The 21,621-nt window shown below is 45.4% G+C and carries 14 protein-coding genes; 4 read left to right on the top strand and 10 right to left on the bottom strand.

Annotated features, from left to right (window positions below; genetic code table 11):
- Nucleotides 1-35: 35 nt before the first annotated feature.
- A complete protein-coding gene (locus F597_RS0102300; RefSeq protein ID WP_019538091.1) occupies nucleotides 36-1,346 on the bottom strand; it encodes an LpxL/LpxP family acyltransferase in 1,311 nt (436 codons plus the stop codon).
- Nucleotides 1,347-1,390: 44 nt separating this feature from the next.
- Nucleotides 1,391-2,356: a bile acid:sodium symporter family protein gene (locus F597_RS0102295; RefSeq protein ID WP_019538090.1), complete on the bottom strand. Its 966-nt coding sequence runs from the start codon at nucleotides 2,354-2,356 to the stop codon at nucleotides 1,391-1,393.
- An 84-nt stretch (nucleotides 2,357-2,440) separates the two neighbouring features.
- Between F597_RS0102295 and F597_RS0102290 the strand changes: the two genes are divergently transcribed.
- Nucleotides 2,441-3,709: a replication-associated recombination protein A gene (locus F597_RS0102290; RefSeq protein ID WP_019538089.1), complete on the top strand. Its 1,269-nt coding sequence runs from the start codon at nucleotides 2,441-2,443 to the stop codon at nucleotides 3,707-3,709.
- A 76-nt stretch (nucleotides 3,710-3,785) separates the two neighbouring features.
- On the opposite strand, the gene F597_RS22690 is transcribed toward F597_RS0102290, so the two are convergent.
- From F597_RS22690 to thrA, 4 genes are all read right to left on the bottom strand, one after another.
- The gene (locus F597_RS22690) at nucleotides 3,786-6,644 is read right to left on the bottom strand and encodes a putative LPS assembly protein LptD (RefSeq protein ID WP_019538088.1); all 2,859 of its coding nucleotides are present in this window, start codon (nucleotides 6,642-6,644) and stop codon (nucleotides 3,786-3,788) included.
- Nucleotides 6,645-6,728: 84 nt separating this feature from the next.
- Nucleotides 6,729-8,030 carry a threonine synthase gene (gene thrC, locus F597_RS0102280; protein WP_019538087.1) on the bottom strand — a complete coding sequence of 434 codons (1,302 nt, stop codon included), beginning with the start codon at nucleotides 8,028-8,030 and terminating at the stop codon, nucleotides 6,729-6,731.
- A 179-nt stretch (nucleotides 8,031-8,209) separates the two neighbouring features.
- Nucleotides 8,210-9,433 carry a cofactor-independent phosphoglycerate mutase gene (locus F597_RS0102275; protein ID WP_019538086.1) on the bottom strand — a complete coding sequence of 408 codons (1,224 nt, stop codon included), beginning with the start codon at nucleotides 9,431-9,433 and terminating at the stop codon, nucleotides 8,210-8,212.
- A 105-nt stretch (nucleotides 9,434-9,538) separates the two neighbouring features.
- Entirely contained in the window at nucleotides 9,539-11,983 is a 2,445-nt protein-coding gene (gene thrA, locus F597_RS0102270) for a bifunctional aspartate kinase/homoserine dehydrogenase I (protein ID WP_019538085.1), read from the bottom strand.
- Nucleotides 11,984-12,605: 622 nt separating this feature from the next.
- On the opposite strand from thrA, the gene F597_RS0102265 reads away from it, so the two are divergent.
- From F597_RS0102265 to F597_RS0102255, 3 genes are all read left to right on the top strand, one after another.
- Nucleotides 12,606-14,147, top strand: coding sequence for a family 43 glycosylhydrolase (locus F597_RS0102265; protein WP_019538084.1), 1,542 nt, complete (start codon nucleotides 12,606-12,608; stop codon nucleotides 14,145-14,147).
- 91 nt (nucleotides 14,148-14,238) lie between these two features.
- Nucleotides 14,239-16,014 carry a DUF4091 domain-containing protein gene (locus F597_RS0102260; RefSeq protein WP_044059985.1) on the top strand — a complete coding sequence of 592 codons (1,776 nt, stop codon included), beginning with the start codon at nucleotides 14,239-14,241 and terminating at the stop codon, nucleotides 16,012-16,014.
- Nucleotides 16,015-16,020: 6 nt separating this feature from the next.
- Nucleotides 16,021-16,800: a glycoside hydrolase family 16 protein gene (locus F597_RS0102255; protein ID WP_019538082.1), complete on the top strand. Its 780-nt coding sequence runs from the start codon at nucleotides 16,021-16,023 to the stop codon at nucleotides 16,798-16,800.
- Nucleotides 16,801-16,973: 173 nt separating this feature from the next.
- Here F597_RS0102255 and F597_RS21455 read toward each other — a convergent pair whose 3' ends face one another.
- The 4 genes from F597_RS21455 to F597_RS0102235 form a co-directional block, all read right to left on the bottom strand.
- Nucleotides 16,974-17,792 (bottom strand): ecotin family protein, encoded by an 819-nt coding sequence (locus F597_RS21455; protein WP_019538081.1) that lies wholly within the window; start codon nucleotides 17,790-17,792, stop codon nucleotides 16,974-16,976.
- 449 nt (nucleotides 17,793-18,241) lie between these two features.
- Nucleotides 18,242-18,931, bottom strand: coding sequence for a BACON domain-containing protein (locus F597_RS0102245; RefSeq protein ID WP_081624308.1), 690 nt, complete (start codon nucleotides 18,929-18,931; stop codon nucleotides 18,242-18,244).
- Between the two features lie 120 nt (nucleotides 18,932-19,051).
- On the bottom strand, nucleotides 19,052-19,906 hold the full coding sequence (locus F597_RS21450; protein WP_157278913.1) for a LytR/AlgR family response regulator transcription factor: 855 nt from the start codon (nucleotides 19,904-19,906) through the stop codon (nucleotides 19,052-19,054).
- Nucleotides 19,907-19,996: 90 nt separating this feature from the next.
- Nucleotides 19,997-21,619, bottom strand: coding sequence for a glycoside hydrolase family 5 protein (locus F597_RS0102235; protein ID WP_019538078.1), 1,623 nt, complete (start codon nucleotides 21,617-21,619; stop codon nucleotides 19,997-19,999).
- Nucleotides 21,620-21,621 lie beyond the last annotated feature (2 nt).

The following is a 21,621-nucleotide window of genomic DNA, read 5'->3' as shown; positions in this document are numbered from 1 at the left end:
ATGTGTTGATTGGTAATTAGTAATTGGTAATTAAATTACAATCGGATAAGTTCCAGCACCCGTTTCCATGTATTCGGGTGCTGTTTTGCGAATCGGCGTACTTTACAATCCCGTCGTCCTGTTTTGAACCATTTGCGCCAGTAAAGGGCGAAATAGAAAGTTAACGGCATCAGGATAAAATAACCGAGTGCCAGGAGCCAGTTCTTTGTAACAGCCCCGACAATAAGAGACTGGATAAGGTCGAATATGGGTACAAAAAAGAGCCCCGACGCATATCTTGCAGAAGGGATAAACTGCTTGTCTTTGAACAGGCTTGATAATTTTTTATTGATAAGGATGGGGAAGATGCCGTTCAGGAATCCGAAAAAGGCTATAGGAGCACTGAGGATAAGAGCGGTAAAACGGGTGAAAAGGTTCCATACGGAAGAAGGATTCCCTAACCGGTCTTTTGATGTAAATCCATGCTTTTTCAATAGGATACAGGCTTCACGGAAACCGGCCGTCTTTTGATCGAACGCCACGCGATTGTTTTCGTATAGCTCATCCAGTTTTTTCACTATATAAAGCGCAGCCTGGAGAAAATCGTCTTTCCTCCCGGAGAATTTTTCCCTTGCAATCCGGTCGCCATTCCAGTCAATGGCGTGAGAGTATTCATTATAAAACTCATCATTCCATATATTGACCACCATCGATTTGAGCCGGTTTTCCAGCTCCTGCCTCAACTGATTGATCGCCAGGACGGAATTCTCATTATACATATCCTTGTAACCGGAGACTTCGATGGGTGTACCGAAAGTAACATAAACGTCCGACAGAAAACCGAACATATCCCTGTAATAGATAGATACGGGAACAATCTGGCTCCGCAGTTGAAAGTCGACGGATGCTTCGGTGGGTAATACGATGCGGGGGACAGCTTTTTGTATAGGTAAAAGCGATTGCTTAGGGTTATGTTTTGCTTCGGGAAAGAGCGCGATAGGATTATTTTTTCGCAGGATACGGGCGGCATTGTTGAAGATCTCATTATTTTTGTCCAGGTTATCCTTGCCGTCGCGGATGCGGAAGACCGGCATAATACGCATTCCTCTCAGCAGCCATGCCATAAAGCTCTTTTTAAAAATATCGGCACGCGCCAGAAATACAATCTGTTTACGGTGATAGCTGGCGAAGACCAGTATCAGTGCGTCTATCAGTGCATTGCGGTGGTTAGGAGCGAAGATGATCGCTCTTTTTTTGGATACATTTTCCTTCATCCCGACAAATACCAGTTTCCTGAAGTTTAATCTCAGGGCGGTATTCACCGGTATCTTGGCCAATGCATAACGAAAATCGTAACGGTATATCATATCTTGGATGTTTTGATCAATAATATCAGGGAAACAGGATTGGTTTAAGGCATTACTGCGGGAGTAATCACACGTCTTCTCCAGTAAAAAGCCAACAAGAGCCCGGCAACGATATGCCATATTCCCCACCATGCGGCGATAAAGGCCATCCCTCCCAGATGTAATTCGGGTGGGAATATCCTTGGATTAAAGATCAGTGCAAGTCCCAGTCCCGAGTTCTGGATACCGGTCTCTATGGAAATGGTTCTGCTGTTGATTTCGCTTACTTTAAATGTTTTCGGTAAGAAATATCCGCTTAAAAATGCCAATCCGTTATGGATAAGTACCAGAAAGAATATCAAATGGATATAGCGTAGGAAGAGGTCAAAATTTCCTGCCAGGGCTGCCACGATGAAACCCACGAAAAAGATGATAGAAGCGGCCTGTACACTTCTGTCGATTTTTCTTGCGAATACCGGGAATTTTATCCCCACGAACATTCCCAGAATCACGGGGATACCCAGGATCAGGAAGACAGTCCGGAACATCTCTACCGGATCAATTGTGATAGGAACCAGCAAGGGTGAATGCTTCGCATAGAGTCCACCCCAGAAGGCAAAATTGAACGGTGTCATAAAGAGGCTCATTACAGTTGTGATAGCCGTGAGACTTACTGAAAGGGTGATATTCGATTTCGATATGGAGGAGATCAGATTTGATACGTTGCCGCCGGGGCAGGCTGCTACCAATATCATCCCCATAGCCACGGCGGTACTGGGACGCAGCAGGATCACCAGTACAAAAGTAAGTGCCGGAAGAAGTATATATTGTGCAATTACACCCAGTAATACTGGCTTTGGGTTGAATATCAGTGTTTTAAAATGTTGGGGCTTGATGCTTAGTGCCACGCCGAACATAATAAAGGCAATGGCGATATTCATCAGGTTGACACTTTCCTGGTTAAAGTTCAGCCGGATTGTGTCGAGCTGTTCAAGATTCCCGAAAAGAGATAGTAATGGAGTCAATTGCATTGGATGACCGATTGATTTTAAGTTGCAAAGTTAGCATTTCCTGTAAGAAATACTAACTTTGTAAAACATCTAAACAGAATTTCTATGAGTACACCTCTTGCCGAACGGCTCCGGCCGCAACACCTTGATGAACTGATCGGACAATCGCATCTGATCGGTAAGGGAGCGGTATTGCGTCGGATGATTGACTCGGGAAGAATACCTTCTATCATTCTCTGGGGTCCTCCCGGTGTGGGTAAGACCACGCTTGCAAATATCATCGCCAACACGCTGAATGCCCCTTTTTATAAGTTGAGTGCAATCAACTCCGGCGTGAAGGATGTGCGTGAAGTGATTGAAAAGGCCAGAAACAACCGCTTTTTTGAATCCTCGGCACCCATCCTTTTTATCGACGAGATCCACCGTTTTAGCAAGTCACAGCAGGATTCCCTGTTGAATGCCGTAGAGACGGGTATTGTTACACTGATCGGTGCTACCACCGAGAATCCTTCTTTCGAGGTGATTCGTCCATTGCTCTCCCGTTGTCAGGTATATGTGTTGAAACCGTTAGAGAAAAAGGAACTGGAACAATTACTGAACCGTGCTCTCACGGAAGATATGATCCTGAAAGAGAAGGAAATAGAAATTAAAGAAACCGATGCGTTGTTCCGTTTCTCAGGCGGGGATGCCCGGAAACTACTCAATATACTGGATCTGACGGTGGCTTCCGACAGTGATGAAGCAATCGTGGTTACTGACAAGATGGTGACCGAGCGTTTGCAGGAGAATCCGGCTGCTTATGATAAAGGCGGTGAGATGCATTATGATATCATTTCCGCTTTTATCAAATCGATAAGGGGGAGTGATCCTGATGCGGCGATCTACTGGCTGGCCCGGATGGTAGCGGGTGGGGAAGATCCTAAGTTCATTGCCCGGAGGCTGGTTATCTCGGCAGCTGAGGATATCGGCCTGGCAAATCCCAATGCGTTGTTGCTGGCGAATGCTTGTTTCGATACATTACAGAAGATCGGTTGGCCGGAAGGGCGCATCGTATTGGCAGAAACTACCATCTATCTGGCTGCATCTCCTAAAAGCAATTCAGCCTACCTGGCTATTGACAGTGCTATGGCGAAAGTGGAGAAGACCGGTAACCTGCCCGTACCGTTACATTTGCGCAATGCTCCCACTTCGCTGATGAAGGAACTTGATTACGGGAAGGAATACAAGTACGCACACGATTATGAAAATAATTTTGTGAAGCAGGAGTATTTACCCAAAGAGTTAAAGAATAGTCGTTTTTGGGACCCTCAGCCCAATCCCGCCGAATCGAAAATGAATGAACTTATGAGAAAACTCTGGGGAGATAAGAAATAATCCGGTTACAGCCGGGAAAGCTACCTTCGTACCTAATCATCTTTCCACCTTTCCACCTTTCCACCCTTCCACGTTATTAGTACCAACTCACGCCCCTGTCATACGGAGAACTACGTTCGTCCCACTTCAAATCCTGCAGTAGTGAGGAGTTGGCACGGATGGTGAAATTATAGGATTTATAGGGACCTATAGGGATAAAACTGGCGGACATGCTCCAGCAATGCAAATTCCGTGTGAGTGTACAGTTGATATTGGTGAATTTCTTCTGATCGAAATTGTAATCGGTATTGAAAGTGAAATTCCAGTTCTTGGTGGGCTGGATAGAACCGCTCAGACCGAAATTATGAGTGAGTCTTCCCTCATACTCCATACGATCGGTATTAAAGTCCCCGTATCCGTACCGTAACGAATAATTAAACGAGAGGTTCCAATTCACTGAATTCTTCAGATAACCGTCGCTGTCGAATTCACCCATAGAGCTGTCGGGTTGATCGAATGCACCTCTTCTTTCAGCTTCTTCATATGGGTTTGCTCCTATTGTACCGTCATCCGGTAAATTCGGATCCGGTTCGTTTTCATTCTCCCCGGAACTTCCATTGTCGCGGCCGAACCATTTTTTAAAAGTATCCTGATTCAGAGAGTAGGAGAAAGATGTACCGGTATTCATCAGTTTACCGAATCCTTTGCCGTTCAGTACCCTGAGTTTGTCTACCCTGCGGGGGGTGTTGTTATGATCCAACTCATACAGATAGGGATCCCAGGTAGCATTCAGGCTGAGGGTGTATGATTTTGATAACTTCAGGCGGATATTTGTATTGATGTTGCTCCACTTCATGGAATCGGCCATCATGTTGTAACTGAAGTTAATCCCCAGGTCGTCGATCAAACTTATCTTTCGTACTCCGGTAGAATCTTTATCGCTCAGGACTTTCATTTCAACGTTGTTCTTGAAATCGAAGCCGATACTTCCGCTTTCGCCTCGGGGAGCAGTTCCGAACATCATGCTAGAATAGGGCGAATAGGTGTATTCCACATCTTCGCCATACTCGTTCCTGTAAGTGTATGTTTCATAAAAATTGTATCTCGGATCACCGAAGTCCGGTTGGTAACTCAGGCTGATGCTGGGAGAAAATACATGCCGGATTGCCTGAACCTTGTCTCCGAAAACTTTCCAGGGAGTGTACATCCCATACACTTTTGTCTGTGCACTGATCGAAGTACTGTAATTATATACACGCTTCAATCCGTGTATGGTATCTACGGGAACATGCCTCTCGGCGACAGGATCCCAGGCTTGCTTATGTGCACCGGTATACCAGCGCTCTGTGTAATTGAATGACGGTGATACCTGAATGAAATCGAACAGGGTGAAGGTCGCGCTTACGGGAATGTTATGACGCATACCGTTTGTCCAGTCGTGTATAAGATTCGATTTCAGAAATCGGTCTTCTTTTGTCGTGATAGAGTTACGGAACTCTCCGGAGTAGCTCATCGATATTTTTTCGTACCATCGTTCACTGCCTATTGCATTTTTCCTCTTAAAAGGGTAGATTCGACTCATGTTGAGGGAGAGATTGGGCAATGTGGCGGCAATGGTAGAGTCGCGTGACACCTGGTTGATGCTCATGGTGGCCGAGAGGCTCCATGGTGAATCAGGGAAACGTTGCGTGATGTTTACACTCGAACTTTTGGTGTTTTGGGAGGCTTCCCGCTGGTAGAGGCGGCTGAGATCCCTGTGGTTATTCCTGCTGGTGGAAAAGTTCACACTTGCCGAGAGGGTACGATACATGTTGGCTTTCGGATCCTGCGAGTGAGTCCAGTTGATGCGGAGGTCTTGCGCTACAGAATAGGCCTCGGGTACTACATCTTTGAGTTCTTTCTCCCCGGTGACGGTGTTGAGGTAGTATACATTGAAATTCCCGGAGAATTTATATCGTTTACGATAGTTGGAGCGTGCGCCGATACCCCATGAACCTTTTGTGTAGAGCTCTCCCGTGACAGCCAGATCGATATAATCGCTCAATGCAAAATAATATCCGCCGTTCTGAAGATAGAATCCCCGTGTCATCTCATCACCGTAACTCGGCATGATAATACCCGACGAATAGGTTTTAGTAAAGGGGAAGAAAGCAAAAGGCAGTACGATGGGAAATAGCGGTACATCGGCTACTACCAACCATGCTGGTCCGGTAACGACATCCTTCTCGGGACGCACTTTTGCTTTCGACAGGTTAAGGTAGAAGTGCGGATGGTCGTGCCGGTCACATGTGGTATATTTCGCATTCCGCATATAGAAAGAGTTGTCGGGATTCATCTTCGCCTCATTGGCCACGATATGCCCCTCTCCCTGCTGTGTGACAACATTGTTGATGAATGCTTTGCGGGTATCGAAATTGTAGCGTACTTTCTTCATCTCATACTCCATTCCCCCTTCCGAGAAAACAGGGTAGCCAAACTCTTTTCCTGCCGAATCGAGTCCGAAAGTAGATGAAATAATACTACTGTCCAGATCCATAGTGATATACTCACCTTTGATGGCTAAATTTCCATATTTGACATCAGCATCCCCATAAAGGTAGCCCATATTGGTACCGGTAAATACCATGGAATCTTTGGCGGTATAAAATACTGCAGTTTCCAATACCTGTTTTGTGGAGACAGTGTCGGGATTTGCCGGGAGGGAATCCTGCGGTTGGGTGATGGCTGCAGAGTCGGCAGAGAGTGCCGATTGTCCGGCATTCCCTCTTCCTATCGTATCGGCGAGGATCTCCTTCCTGATAGAAGTCATCTGTTTTATCTTCTCTGACAGGATTGATCCCGATGCGGCATTCCATACTGTCGGATCTGTTGCTGCAGCTGCTTTGCGGACAAAGAAACCTTGCAAAAAGATGGCCAGTATAAAATATAAAAATATATATCGTAATAGTTGCCTCATGCGGAATCAGCAGTTAGCGTATGGTTTTGAACGCAAAACTACACATTAATGGATTAATTCGCAGCAAAAATAATAAAAAGAAACTTAAGACTGGCCGATTAGCTTCTTTTTAAACATATTGAAGTCATTGGGTAAAGGAAGTGATTGTTTTGTGTGCTGCATAAACATGGCCAGAGCATCTGGTATTTGTACGGGAATTCCGGTGCATGCTTCAACCGTCTCACCAAATTTAGCCGGGTGTGCAGTGGCGAGGAATATCCCCGTTTCGTCCTCTTTTTTCCCTTCTTTCAGTGCCATATAAGCACATGCTCCGTGCGGATCAAGAAGGTATCCTGACTGACGATTAACTTTATTGATGGTTGCTCTGATCTCTTCGTCATTATATCGATATGCTGAAATATCGTCAGTGATCGCTGCGTGCGAATGTCCGTAGAGGTCGAGGATCCGATCGAAATTACTGGGAGCTCCCACATCCATAGCATTGGCAATGGTCTGTACCGATGCTTTTGGGTTATACTGCCCGGTTTGGATATATTCCCGGAAAACATCATTCCTGTTGTTGGCGGCGATAAACCGGTCGACCGGCAATCCCATCCGTTTGGCGAAAAGTCCTGCGGTGAGATTCCCCAGATTTCCACTCGGAACGGAGATCACTGTCTTTGTGAACTGTGTCTGCCGTACTAATTGTGCGTAGGCCCAGAAGTAATAAAATGATTGCGGCAGGAACCGGGCCACATTAATTGAATTGGCAGAGGTTAGGTTTAACAGGCTGTTCAACTCCTCATCCATAAATGCCGACTTCACCAGAGCTTGGCAGTCGTCGAATGTGCCTTCTACCTCCAGTGCGACAATATTTTGTCCCAGTGTAGTGAACTGGGCTTCCTGCATATTGCTTACCTTTCCGGAGGGGTACAATACAAAGACGTTGATCCCTTCCACACCCAGAAAACCATTGGCAACGGCGCTGCCGGTATCTCCCGAAGTAGCCACGAGAACATTCACCTCTTCCTGCCGTTCCTGAACGAAATGGGAGAGCATCCGCGCCATAAAGCGGGCACCCACATCTTTGAAAGCGAAAGTGGGACCATGAAACAGTTCCAGCACATAAATCCCCTCTTCCACTTTTTTGAGTGGTATCTCAAAATTCAATGTGCCGTCGACAATGGCATCCAGCTTATCTTTTGGAATATCCTCCCCGAAAAATGCCTCCGCAACAATTTTGGAGATTTCCTGCAACCCGGAATTTCCAATCTCAGCGAAAAAGGTTTCAGAAAGCTGTGCAATCCTTTCGGGCATATAAAGCCCCCTGTCCGGAGCCAACCCTTTTACCACCGCTTCCTGAAGGGAAACTACCGGTACTTTTTTATTTGTACTGTAATATTTCATAGAATAAAGAGTAAAGAATAAAGATTTTTAGAACCAGGACTTTTTAAACTAAAATAAAAAGTGAAAAATTATCAATTGCTAATTTTCATTGTCAACTATCAATTATCCATTGTCAATTCTCCATCATCCTTTTATCGCTCGAAGCGAATATCGATGAAGCCACTACCGTGCGTAGCACACTATCTTTTATCGTGCGCAGCACCGACGACGGCTTTCATAAACTGATCGCCGTAGAGCAATCCGTAACTTCCTTCTTTTGCGGCAAACTCATCGTATACCTGTACGCTATCGGGTTCAATATCCCGGTGATAGATCAGGAAAGGAATAGGTTCTCGTGTATGCGTCCGTATGTCACAGGGGGTAGGATGGTCGGGCAGGATGGCGATAGTGACTGGTTCATCCCATTGTAAAGTCTCTTCATAAATGGTCTTTACTATGCGTGCATCCAAATACTCGATGGTTTTCACTTTCAACGGTGCATCTCCTTCATGTCCTGCCTCGTCGCTGGCTTCAATATGTAGATATACAAAGTCTTTTTCCTTCAGTGCTTTAAGAGCTGCCTCTGCTTTCCCTTCGTAATTGGTGTCGTAAAGACCTGTAGCTCCTTCCACCATGATCACTTCCAGGCCGGCATAGACACCGATCCCCCTGATCAGGTCTACTGCCGAGATTACGGCGCCGCTTTGGATCAGGAACATCTCATTGAGCGGCCTCATCTTAGGACGAAATCCGGGCGACCAGGGCCAGATACTGTTGGCCGGGGCTTTTCCTTCCGCTATCCTTTTTTTGTTGATGGGATGATCTGCCAGTATCTCCTGGGAAGTAAAGATCAACCTGTTCAAAGCTTCGGCGGTCGGTCTTGCCTCATCGCTATCAGGTTGGATCAGGTGCGGCCGGAACGGTTGTTCCGGAATATCGTGGGGAGGAGTGCAGCGGAGTCGCTTGTCCCCGCCTTTCATTTTCAACAGATGACGATAGGAAACGCCAGGGTAGAAACTAAATACGTCGTTTCCCAATTTGTCGTCGAGGAACCGGATCAGTTCGGCTGCTTCGGGAGTAGAGATATGTCCCGCTGAATGATTTTTCAACAGGTCGCCGTCGAGACAGATCAGGTTGCAGCGCATCCCCATCTCTCCCGGCAGGATATCCACACCCATGCTGGCTGCTTCCAGTACGCCGCGACCCTCGTATACGGAAGCGACATCGTATCCCATGACCGAGAGGTTGGCGATCTCACTACCCGGGGCAAACCCTTCAGGGACAGTGTGTAACAGTCCGTTTCTGCCTTTTCGTGCCAATAGATCCATGTAAGGTGTGGCGGCAGCCTGTATGGTTGTCTTGTTTCCCAATGAGGCAATGGGTTCGTCGGCCATGCCGTCGCCAAGGATTATAATATATTTCATTTAATTGAAAATTGAGAATTGAAAATTGAGAATGCCTTCGGAGATAATTCATAACTTATAACTCATAATTAAAATCTGAGTTCTAATTTACGAACGCAGCGAACATCATCTAATATTTGCAATTGAAATTATATCTGAAAATACGCCTGCGGCTGTTACGCCGGCTCCGGCGCCATATCCTTTGATCACCATGGGGTATTCATTGTACCGCTCGGTAGTGATCATGATGATGTTGTTGCTGCCTTCCAGGTCGTAGAAAGGATGTCCCTGCTCCACCTCCCGCAAGCCTACTTCACAATTGCCGTTATCATACGATGCTACGAACCGGAGCCTTTTTCCTTCTTTCGCCAGTTCTTGCCGGCGTGCCTCGAATGATGTGTCCATCTCGGGGATGGTCTGCCAAAATTCTTCAAGCGATCCGTCAAAATATTTCTGGGGCACAAAGAGGTTTTTCTTTACATCCGATTGATTTACACTGGCACCTGCCTCGCGGGAGAGAATTACTAACTTCCGTGTTACATCCAGTCCACTCAGGTCTATACGTGGGTCAGGCTCGGCGAACTGTGCCTCCACTGCCATCCGTATTGCTTTACTGAACGGAATATCTTCACTCAATGTGTTGAAGATAAAATTCAATGTACCGGAGAGCACTGCTTCCAGTTTCACGATCTTATCACCCGAGTTGGTCAGGGAGTTCATTGTGTTGATGATAGGAAGTCCCGCTCCTACATTCGTTTCGAACAGGAATTTCACGCCCGCTTTACGGGCAGTTTCTTTCAGATGCCGATAACTCTCATAGTCGGACGAGGCTGCAATCTTGTTGGCGGTGACCACCGAAATATTTTTTGCCATCAGCTCGCCATACAGCTTTGCAATGTCCGGACTTGCCGTGCAATCGACAAATACGGAGTTAAAGATATTCATTTTGATGATCTCATCACGGATTCGCTCCGGCGAACTTTGTACGCCGTTTTTCATCAGGTTATCAAAGTATCCGTCCAACGGGATACCCTCTCTGGTGAACAATGCCCTACGGCCGTTGGCGATACCTACTATATTGATCCGTAATTTGTTTTGCTCCTTGAGTGTGTTTTGCTGCTGTTTGATTTGTTCCAGCAGGTTGCCACCCACGGTACCGGTACCGACGATAAACAGGTTCAACTCCTGGTATGGTGACAGGAAGAAGGAGTCGTGAATCACGTTGAGCGACTTCTTCAGGTCTGACTTGGCAATTACACAGGAGATATTGGTCTCACCTCCTCCCTGGGCCAGCGCTACAATACTGATACCATTCCGTCCCAAAGCGCCGAAAAATTTCCCTGCAATACCGGGTACATGCTTCATGTTTTGCCCGACAATGGCAATCGTCGCCAGATCATATTCCACTATGATATCGTTGATGCTTCCCATTCCTATCTCATGGGCAAATTCTTTTCTGAGCACTTGTTGTGAAAGGAGTGCATCCTGTGATCGTACTCCAATGGAGGAACTGTTCTCCGATGATGCCTGTGAAACGATAAAGACGCTGATGCCGTTATCGGCCAGTGCAGAGAAGATGCGTTTGTTTACACCGATCACGCCTACCATACCTAATCCCTGAATAGTGATCAGGGCAGTATCGTTGATCGATGAGATACCTTTGATGATTTTTCCGTTCCGCGTAGGTTGAATATTTCGAATTAGCGTACCTTCCGTTTCCGGATGAAACGTGTTTTTGACTCGTATGGGGATATTCTTATGATAAACAGGGAAAATGGTGGGGGGATAGATAACCTTTGCTCCGAAATTGGATAACTCTATCGCTTCGGTAAACGACAACTCTTCAATGACATAGGCTGAATTGATAATTTTAGGATCGGCTGTCATAAACCCGTCCACATCCGTCCATATCTCCAGCACCGAAGCATCCATCGCTGCCGCGATGATAGCGGCCGTATAGTCCGACCCACCCCGTCCCAGGTTCGTAATATCATTATTGTCGTTGCTCGAAGAGATAAATCCGGGCACGATTGCTACACGAGGCGGCGGCATTTCGGAAAATGTTTTTCGGATCAATTCATTTGATCGTGCCAGATCGGGGATATGATTACGGAATTGTTTATCGGTTTTGATGAAATTTGTGGCATCGTATAGCTGTGCCATATCAATTACCTTGCTGATAATCAGTGAGGAGAGGCGTTCGCCGTAGCTGACGATCTTGTCGGAGGTCTTCTGTGACAGATCGCCAATAAGGAATACCCCTTGTAAAATATTGCGTAACTCTTCGAATAACTGCCCCGTCTTTTGTTTTAGTTCTTCTTTGTCTTCAGAAGAAGAGATCATCTTTTCGATCAATTCCTCATGGCGCAGAATTATTTCGTCGATCAGTGGCTTATAGCCGGGGTTGCCGTTCAACGCGAAATCGGCAGACAGTAACAGGCGGTCTGTTACACCGCCCAGCGCCGAAACTATCACAATGACAGGCTCTCTCTCTCTTTCTATGATCTTCTTGACTCGTTGTAAACTATCGGGATCACCTACGGATGTTCCCCCGAATTTCATCACCTTCATATTGATTATATTTTTAACCCTGAGGTTATATGAAACATTTTTTAGAATTGGAATTAATAGACTAATTTGTTGATCGCGACAACTTGTCCCGATTTTTGGGGAAGACGGGACGAGTAGTGATAATTTAATCAGCAAATCAACACATTAGTGAATTAACTCATCAGATAACTCTTTATTCTATTTAATGGATGTATGGAATTTGAAAATTTGACTCCCCTTCGGCCGTTAAATATTATTTGACTCCCCTTCGGTCGTTTTTAATAATTTGACTCCCTTCGGTCGTTTTTAATAATTTGACTCCCTTCGGTCGTCGAACGTTGTTTCTCGTCAAATAACGGACGAGTCCGGGTGCGAAGAATTTACATAACCCCCTAAGGGGTCATGGTCATAGTAGTGGTAGTGTGGAGGTATGTTGAATACAATCTCTGCATTGCTAACATTTGAATTTATTGCAAAGATAGTGGAATAATTGATAAAATGCAATAAAAATGCAGAATATAGCTGTTGTCTTTAATTTTTTGCTACGGAAATAATGATTATTTTTGCCTGCTGTAATTGCATGTGTCGGCATGATGATCTTATCCACCCCGATATGTCAGCTACCGGTAGAAAAAAAGTCATAATGAAACAAACAATTCTTTTCGTCCTTTTCTTTCTCGTAACATTCCATTCAATTCCTCAGGAAAGTTCTTTTTTTGACAATCCCGTTATTCGCGGCGATATGGCCGATCCTTCCATTATCAGGGTAGGAGATATCTATTACGCGGTGGCAACATCATCTGAATGGGCTCCCTTTTACCCGGTATTTACATCGACGGATTTGATCAATTGGGAACAGACCGGGCACATTTTTGATGAGAAGCCGGAATGGACTTCCCATTCGTTTTGGGCTCCGGAGCTGTATTATCATAATGGGATTATGTATTGTTATTATTCTGCCCGGCGAAAATCAGACAATGTCACCTATATCGGTGTGGCCTCGGCAGAAGGTACTTCTCTCCGGTTCAGGGATCATGGACCTATCGTGGAATTGGGTACCGAAGCTATCGATGCATTTGTATTCAATGATAATGGACAACTATATCTCACATGGAAGGCGTACGGTCTTGACCAGCGCCCCATAGAGTTGCTGGGAAGCCGGTTGTCTACTGACGGATTACGACTGGAGGGGGAACCGTTTTCACTGCTAAAGGATGATGAAGGGATTGGCATGGAAGGACAACATCACTTTAAACAGGGTGATTACTATTACATCCTCTATTCGGCGAAGAGTTGTTGCGGCCCTTCGAGCGATTATGACGTGCGGATTGCCCGTTCCAAACACTTTAGAGGGCCTTATGAAAAGTACGAGGGGAATCCTATTCTCTCGGGAGGGGAAGGAGATTATATTTCCGTTGGACATGGAACTGCGGTGGCTACACCCGATGGGCGGTATTTCTATCTGAGTCACGGATACCAGACGGGCGATGCATTTTTCTTAGGGAGACAACCTGTTTTGCATGAGTTGAAAATGACAGATGACGGTTGGGTTCGCTTTAAAACCGGAAAGCAGGCCGTGAATAGACAGCCTGTTCCGTTTGAAGGTTCCGTGCAGAAAAAGGTGTCCGATTTTAAGGATAATTTTTCAGGGAAAGCACTGAGAGTCGACTGGACATGGAACTATCCTTTCGCAGACATAGATGTGAGGCTGAAAGACGGAGAACTGTTACTGACGGGAAGTCAGATAGCCGGGAATGAATATGGAACAGTGCTTTGTCTGCGCCCGCAAACAACGTACTATAGCTACCAGACAAAGATCAATAATATCAATGATAGTTTTAAAGGGTTAACTATGTATGGCGATGATAAGAATCTGGTAACCATTGGTATTGCAGCTAATAGTATCGAGGTGAGATCGGTGAGAGATGGTGACCCGTCTGTTCTTTTCCGGACTCTCTCTGATAAAGCAACTCCTCATTTAAAGATCGATGTAGAGAGAGGATGTTTCCTTACATTCTCCTACAGCGAAGATGGTAAGTCCTGGGTACAGGTGAATGATGCCCCTCTCGATGTTGCATTTCTGGTGCGATGGGACAGAGTCGCCCGCCCCGGACTGATCCATATAGGTGAAACCGAAGCGCCTGCGGTGATTGATTTTTTTGTGTTGGAGAACGAAAAAGAGTGAAATAGTCTAACCAACCTTAATTATTAATCCGGATTAAGGGATGATATATTAATATATTAAAATATATAACATATCTATTATCTTATTATATATGAACATTTTATCAACCATTGTAAGGTTAACTTTATGCATACTGATAGGATTCCCTGTTTTGACTCTTATCTCATGCGAAAGCAAACGACCTAAAAAAGAGTGTCTCACTTTTGAAGAGATGCAGGATCCTACAAACGATACCTTATCCGACTGGACGAATGTGGCTGGAGGTTTACAGGCCTCATTTATCTCGATCGATGATAAACTGCCCAAATCGGTAACCCCTCAGGTATCCCTCAATAAGAGTGTAGCTGTTACCGGTTGGAAAGGAGAAAAGCTGTCGGCTCAACTTCTTTTATGGTCTGCTGCCGATGTTGATCAGGTAGAACTGGAATTCACCGACTTTGAGGGGCAGGGCAATAAATTGCCGGCATCTGTCGCACAGGCAAGGTTTGTCCGTTACGTGATGACCGATGAGTTCGGCCCCGGTTGCGGATACCGCAAGCCTGAAGATTTTCCGTCGTCACTGGTTGCTGATATGTTGGATAACCTGGAGTGCTTTAATGTAGAAGCAAAGAGTGTCAGGCCGGTCTGGCTGACTTTCGCTATTCCCACCGACGCTGTTGCCGGAGACTATAAGAGTAACCTGAACCTGTATGCAGGAGGAAGTAAGGTGGAGGATTTTGAAATAGCATTGAATGTGGTGGATCAGGTGCTGCCCGAACCGTCGGAGTGGCTCTATCATCTTGACCTGTGGCAACATCCTTCGGCCGTGGCAAGGGTGCATAACCTGGAAGTGTGGAGCGATGCCCATTTCGAGAAAATGAAACCATTGATGAAGATGCTGGCCGATGCGGGACAAAAAGTGATCACTGCTACCCTGAATATGGATCCGTGGAATAATCAGTGTTATGATGCATATGCCGACATGATCGTCTGGACGAAAAATAAAGACCGGAGCTGGACTTTCGACTATACCATCTTCGATAAATGGGTAGAGTATATGATGGGCCTGGGTATCGACAAGATGATCAATTGCTACTCTTTGCTCACCTGGAATAATCAACTCCATTATAACGATGAGGAGAAAGGGGAAGTGGTTACCGTAGAGTTAAAAGCCCAGTCGAAAGAATATGTGGAGATGTGGACTGTCTTTCTGAAAGATTTTACCCGTCACTTACGCGAAAAAGGATGGTTGGAGATAACCAATATAGCCATGGATGAGCGTGCACCGGCAGATATGCAGGCGGCGTTGAGGGTCTTAGAGAGCGCGGCTCCCGAACTGGGCGTTTCTTTGGCCGACAATCATAAGAGCTACAGGGACTACCCGTGGATAAAGGATATTTGTGTTGGGGCCGGTAACAAGGTAACCAAAGAAGAGATTGCCGCACGAAGAGCCAAAGGGCTGATCACCACCTATTATGTATGCTGTTCCGATAAGTTTCCCAATATGTTTACCTTCTCCGCTCCGGCAGAATCTGTCTATGCTGCATGGCATGCCGTAGCTGCCGATTTCGATGGTTTCCTGCGTTGGGCCTACAACTCATGGGTTGAAAATCCGCTCACCGATTCGCGTTTCAGGACATGGCCGGCCGGAGATACCTATATGGTTTATCCCGATGCCCGTAGCTCTATCCGTTTCGAACGCCTGGTGGAAGGAATTCAGGATGCGGAAAAGATCCGGGTGTTGCGCAAAAAATACACCGAAGAGAATACGCCTGAATCACTGGCAAAATTGAATCACCTGGAAGAGGCTATCGAGTATTTTAATACACTGGAGCCGTCTTCCGACTGGCAGGAAAAGTTGAACGATGCCAAGAAAATGCTGAATTAAACAGTCATGATGAAGAAAGTATTCTTTTTTATCTCTTTGATCTCTGCTCTCTTTTTTCTCTGTTCCTGTAATGGGGCGAAGAAAGAGTGGCGGTTAGTCTGGGAGGAGAACTTCGACTACGGAGATCTTTCCGAGGCTGACCTGTGGTGGTCCAAAATTCCGAGAGGAGGTTCCGACTGGAATAAGTTTATGTCCGATTCCGATTCCTGCTTTGCATTTCAGGACGGTAACCTTGTATTGAGGGGAATCCCGAATACTATACTACCCGACGATACGGCAAAAGTGCTCACCGGAGGTGTCTGGACAAAAGGAAAGAAAGCTTTCCGGGACGGGAGAGTGGAGTTCCGTGCTAAGTTTGAAGAAGCACAAGGTGCATGGCCGGCCATCTGGATGATGCCGGAGGGTAGGCCATGGCCCGAAGGCGGTGAGATAGACGTGGTAGAACACCTGAATTTCGATTCTATTGCCTATCAGACTATCCACACACCCTTTACCCTGGCGGGGAATGAGGGGCCTCAGCGCACTGTTACGCACCCTGTTCGCCGGAATGATTACAATGTCTATGCGGTGGAACTCTACCCCGACAGTCTGCGATTCTTCATTAACGATGAGCTGACTTTATGTTATCCCAGGGTAGAAGAACTCGGTGAGGAACAGTTTCCTTTTAAGGATGATTTTTATATCCTGATCAGTAATCAGGTAGGAGGAAGCTGGGTTGGAACATATGATATCGAACAACTCCCCGTCGATATATACATAGACTGGATCCGTTTTTATCAGAAGTGATATCCTTTCATTTTGGCTTTGTTTGACCTTGTAGACCGGTCGGGATAGGCCGTGAGTGTAGAGTTGGTATCGATAGTATTTTAATATGACTATGATTGTAAAAAATCCCCGAAGAATTGTTCATCACTTTGAACAACTCCCCGGGGAAATTTTTTGTGGCAGATCTATTGTGATTATTTCAGTTCACCAGCTTCCCAGACTCTGTACTGTACGGAGAAATTATCTTTTTTCGGGATGAATACCACTACTGGCAGGCGGCTGTTGTAGTTCATCAGGTGAGTAGCTCCGGTAACCAGTTCTGTGCGGCGGGTATCATCGGGACAGGCCATCAGTGTGGAAACTACACCTCCATCCGAATTAAAGATAAGGTAACTGTAACCCCATCCATCGACATTTTTTTCAACGAAAGTTCCGGTCAATCCGTGCTTATTGCAGTCGACCTCTGTTGTTACACCGGGAATAATTTCCACCTTACGCTCTTTCTGCGAATTTTTTATTTCAGGCAGGAACAGCACATAACGGTCGTATCCTTCCAATGATTCGGGATATGCCTTGAGTGCGCTGGTCGCTTCCGTTTCAACGGTATGGTTGAACTCCTTTTCTATTGCATAAGGAGTGGAGGAATTCCAATTCCGTTGTTTTATCTCTATTCCCTCCGAAGTAAATACGACGGGTGGAATAGCATTGATGTTGTCAATAAAGATACTCTGTCCCTGCACGAATTCCATACGTTTGGTATTATCAGGGCAAGCCATCAAGGTAGATGTTGCTTGTCCGTTCGACTCAAAAACATAGTAACTATTGCCATCACTTAATGATTTTTCTGTAAATTCACCCATCAGAGAGTGGTGATTACAATCTACTTCCATTGTTTTTCCGGGAACGATCTCAATCTTTACCGGCTGGTCAAAGGATCCCTGTTTCGGGGAGACGACGGACAATGCATGTGCCTGATATCCGTCTAATGTCTGTGCTGGTGCTACATTGCTCATAGATCCTGTTTTTTTACTTCCGCAGGCAGCAGAAAAGAGTACAATGAATAATAAAACAGGTAGCTGTTTTGTTAAAAAAGTAACCTTCATAATTATAATTTTGGTTTAATTTGATATTGAAAGTCGATGAACTCATTGAGCAAAACCTCATCGTGGAGGAGATGCTTTATTGTTTAATCGGCTTTGGTTTGCCATTAGAACAAATAAAGGCATAAAAGGTTTAAAAGGCCTTAAAAATCTGTTTATTCCTTAGGTTAACAGAGTTTTAGATAAACCGGAAGGAGAGGACGGTCACAATCCGGGAGCATCCTGGCTGGAATTTTTTAATGAACGGGATAATCTATTTTAGGGTATTACATTACAAAAAACCGGAGTGCGGAATTCATCCACACCCCGGGTCATCATCCGTTTCTTATTGACAAATTGATATCCGGATATTCATTATCCGGTTATTTCTTTTTAAATACCACAGGGATTCCGTCGGTAGGAAGCATCCCCGGCAGATCGGGAGTATTCATCTGGCATTCCATCACCAATTCCGTCATCTGTTTGATTTCAAAGGTGAGTTTTGCAGATAGCCCAGGAATAATATCTCCTTCAATAATAAAGGTTTCACCGTCCAATCTCCAGGTTCCTTCAATTTTCTCTATCGTTCCAAGATCTCCAAGATCAAGATGAAGGGTGGCAACCGCTTTTTTATCGGCTTTAAACTCGATAGTCGTACCCACCAGATCGTCATAATCGGAAATGCCGCTTCCCTGTCTTGTCATCTCCCATGTGGAGCCCGAAAGCAATTCTTCTTTTGAGGCAGCATCCTGGGTAACCGTGATCTTTTTCTCGAGGTTTTCACCTTTCACGGTAATCTCGGTTTCACGGGCGCTAAGTGTAGTATTCGGTTTTACTGTCACTTTAAAGCTGCCGTTATTCGATCCCGATGCCGGACTCACGGTACACCAGTCACTCGCTCCGGACGATGCCGTCCAGTTGATATTGGCCGTAACGGTTACATCTTTATCTCCACCCGCGGATTCCATCTCTATCTGACCGGGAGATACCTGAAGTGCCGGTATAGGCGGCTCTTCCTTACCACAAGCTGCCAGGATAACAAGCAGCGACATTGAAAACAGTAATTTCTTCATAGATCTTAAAATTTAAATAATATATTCGCTTGGAGCAAAATTAAGGATAGCTATGGATAAAAACTGTTTTCAGGGGTATAAAGACTTATACGGGGATAAATGAGACGAATGGGTAAACGGTCAGGGGTTAAGGAGGTCATTGACGATCTTTACATAGCCTCTCGAAATAGGAATGGGGCTATCAATACCATCCAGTTCAATGATGTAGGAACGCCCTTTTTTCTTGATTGCTGTCACATTGGCTATGTTCACAATAAAAGAGCGATGACATCTTACACAATTGTATGCGTTCAGGTCGGTTTCTATATTCTTCAACGAATTCCTTACTACTTCCCGGCTGATACGTTGATTTTTCCGGAAAAAGACAATTACATAATTGTCGGCGGATTCAAAATAGATCAGATCTTCGGGACGCAGCGATAATCGCAACTGACCGTTTCCATCTTTGATATTGATACGGTCGACTTGTATGGTTGGTTTTAGGTCTTCCTGTCGGGATATGGAAATTTCTTTGTTGTAATAATTATTCCACAAAGTCATCAGGCTGATTCCCAGTATGTACCATAATAATGCCAGTGGCACAACAATAGCCATTGTTTGCCTGAATTCGATCCAAAAACTGTTTGCCGGTATGGAATACAATATACTTAAGGGGATACTTATCATAACAGTATCGATAAAGAATCCTATAAGTATATGATATACTTTGAGTTGTTTGTTTCGGAATAAGAAATATTGGAGAAGCTGGGAGATATAAATAAGAATGCCGACAATAACCCCTAATCCCGGTAGTTGCAACACTTTAAAGGGAGAGGTGTAGACGATCCATTCGGTTATATTAAACGGAATAAATAACAATAGAAAAAGAAGGCTAAAGACAAACATGCCGCTTGCGAACACCATGCGTTGTTTGAGTGTTGCAAGCAATCGAAAAGGTTGACATGCCTGTTTTGCTATATGACGAAGTGCTTTCACGTGATCATTTCCGTTTTTCTTTTCTCACAAAAATAAGCATTTTTTTTGAAAAACGAAATTAAGTATAGTGAAGTATGGAGGGGAACGGGATCAGTAAGCAATAACCAGTTTTCTGGTTTCTCCCGTTACCTCGATATCCATATATCCTGCGGGACTTCCTTCTAACGGGTGGAAGGTAATGTCTGAAACGGGGTGGAGTTTGATTTGCTCTTTCACTTTTTCCAGATCCGGAATAAAAATACGGGTCGGTATTTTAGATTCATCCTCTTCCTGCCATTCACATTCGAAGAGGTTTTCGTGGAAGTGGTTCCTGTAATGAAGTAATTGCCCGTTTACGCGCATCGGGTAGTGACGGGAGAGAGTAGGAAAATAATCCTGTGTATCGATATTGTCCCAGTAAGCCCAGTAGGTTTGCCCTGCCTGTGCCTGTTCGAAGATACCGATCAGATGTTCGGCCGGTTGGCGGTAGTCTCTTCCCATGTAGAAGGCCCCCCATTCGCCTACAACTACCGGTATCTGTTTTTCTTTTCCTGCTTCGAAAATTTGCTCAAAGATGTGCTCCACGCGTTGGTAACCGGGTGAGTCAGCCGCATCGGTATCGGTGACAAGATCGTAACCATGCGGAGCATAAGCGATAAGAGGATCGGGATTTCCCTGCTTGTCGGTCGGCACCAGGAAGCTGCTTTTCACTCCCAGATTGGAGAAGTAAGAATGTTCAAGAAAAATGATATGCTGTTTGTTTACCTCGCGGATAGCATCGCGCACCCGCTGATAGAATTGGCTTAAAGCACCTTGTTCAAATGATTTCAGGTCTTCATAAGCACTTTCCGTGATCCTGCGGTAATGAGCTTTATTGTCGAATGTTTTGAGCGCTTCAGTCCTCGATTGTTCATCTCCCCACATATCCAGCATATCATTCAACTTGACTGGTTCCCCGGTTTGCTCAGCCACGATCTCACCGTAGGTACCCAGTAACTTTTCAAGGATGGCACTGCTTTCCGACCCTGTAAAGGGTTCGTTCATAATATCGAATCCAGCCACGGCAGGTGAGTTGGCATAACGCTTGGCAAGGGTTTTCCAGACAAAGATATAGTGATCCTGAATGCCTATACCGTCCGGTGCCGGCGTGTTTTTCCAGAAGTTATCGAATACCCGGTGAATGGCAGGGCTTACCAGGTAGGCATCACTCCATACATCACCTCTGTCGTGCGGAAGTCCATCGTCTATGGTTGCCCAGTCGGGGGCGCCGTTTCCGTATTTGCCTCCATAGAGATCCTGATGCATATCGAGGATCAGCCATATACCGTTTTCTTCGGCCAGTTTGACCCTTTTGTCGATCTCTTTCAGATAGGCTTCGTTTATTTTCCCAGGTTCCGGCTCTATGCCGCGCCACGACATGCCGAAGCGGACACAGTTGAACCCCTGGTTGCGAAATTGACGAAAGATCTCATCATCATTGTCATTTTTAAAATATTGCTCCGGATGTTTGGTGACGTAATTGATGCCATTTAATATGACGGTACGTCCCTTGCTGTCCACAAAACGCCCGTTGTCGATGGAGAGATAACCGTCAATGGAGCTGTTTTGCCTGCAGCCGATAAAGCTTATTACTATGGTAAATATAACGATGGATTTGAATGATGATGAATACATATCTGTTTGTCTGAAATTTCGTGTTTTTGATTTTCCCTGATCCTTATTCCGGTGTGACATAC

The organism is Proteiniphilum acetatigenes DSM 18083 (assembly GCF_000380985.1).
Taxonomy (GTDB): Bacteria; Bacteroidota; Bacteroidia; order Bacteroidales; family Dysgonomonadaceae; genus Proteiniphilum; species Proteiniphilum acetatigenes.
Note: the sequence above shows the minus strand (reverse complement) of the source record. Positions and strands in the feature narration are given on the sequence as shown.

Excerpts from the sequence above, each read along its gene's own strand:
- F597_RS21455 (WP_019538081.1), bottom strand. The coding sequence starts at position 17,792 with ATGAGCAATGTAGCACCAGCACAGACATTAGACGGATATCAGGCACAT.
- F597_RS0102295 (WP_019538090.1), bottom strand. The coding sequence starts at position 2,356 with ATGCAATTGACTCCATTACTATCTCTTTTCGGGAATCTTGAACAGCTC.
- F597_RS0102275 (WP_019538086.1), bottom strand. The coding sequence starts at position 9,433 with ATGAAATATATTATAATCCTTGGCGACGGCATGGCCGACGAACCCATT.
- F597_RS0102245 (WP_081624308.1), bottom strand. The coding sequence starts at position 18,931 with ATGAAGAAATTACTGTTTTCAATGTCGCTGCTTGTTATCCTGGCAGCT.
- thrA (WP_019538085.1), bottom strand. The coding sequence starts at position 11,983 with ATGAAGGTGATGAAATTCGGGGGAACATCCGTAGGTGATCCCGATAGT.
- F597_RS22690 (WP_019538088.1), bottom strand. The coding sequence starts at position 6,644 with ATGAGGCAACTATTACGATATATATTTTTATATTTTATACTGGCCATC.
- F597_RS0102300 (WP_019538091.1), bottom strand. The coding sequence starts at position 1,346 with ATGATATACCGTTACGATTTTCGTTATGCATTGGCCAAGATACCGGTG.
- F597_RS0102260 (WP_044059985.1), top strand. The coding sequence starts at position 14,239 with ATGAACATTTTATCAACCATTGTAAGGTTAACTTTATGCATACTGATA.
- F597_RS0102265 (WP_019538084.1), top strand. The coding sequence starts at position 12,606 with ATGAAACAAACAATTCTTTTCGTCCTTTTCTTTCTCGTAACATTCCAT.
- F597_RS0102235 (WP_019538078.1), bottom strand. The coding sequence starts at position 21,619 with ATGTCACACCGGAATAAGGATCAGGGAAAATCAAAAACACGAAATTTC.
- F597_RS0102290 (WP_019538089.1), top strand. The coding sequence starts at position 2,441 with ATGAGTACACCTCTTGCCGAACGGCTCCGGCCGCAACACCTTGATGAA.
- F597_RS0102255 (WP_019538082.1), top strand. The coding sequence starts at position 16,021 with ATGATGAAGAAAGTATTCTTTTTTATCTCTTTGATCTCTGCTCTCTTT.
- thrC (WP_019538087.1), bottom strand. The coding sequence starts at position 8,030 with ATGAAATATTACAGTACAAATAAAAAAGTACCGGTAGTTTCCCTTCAG.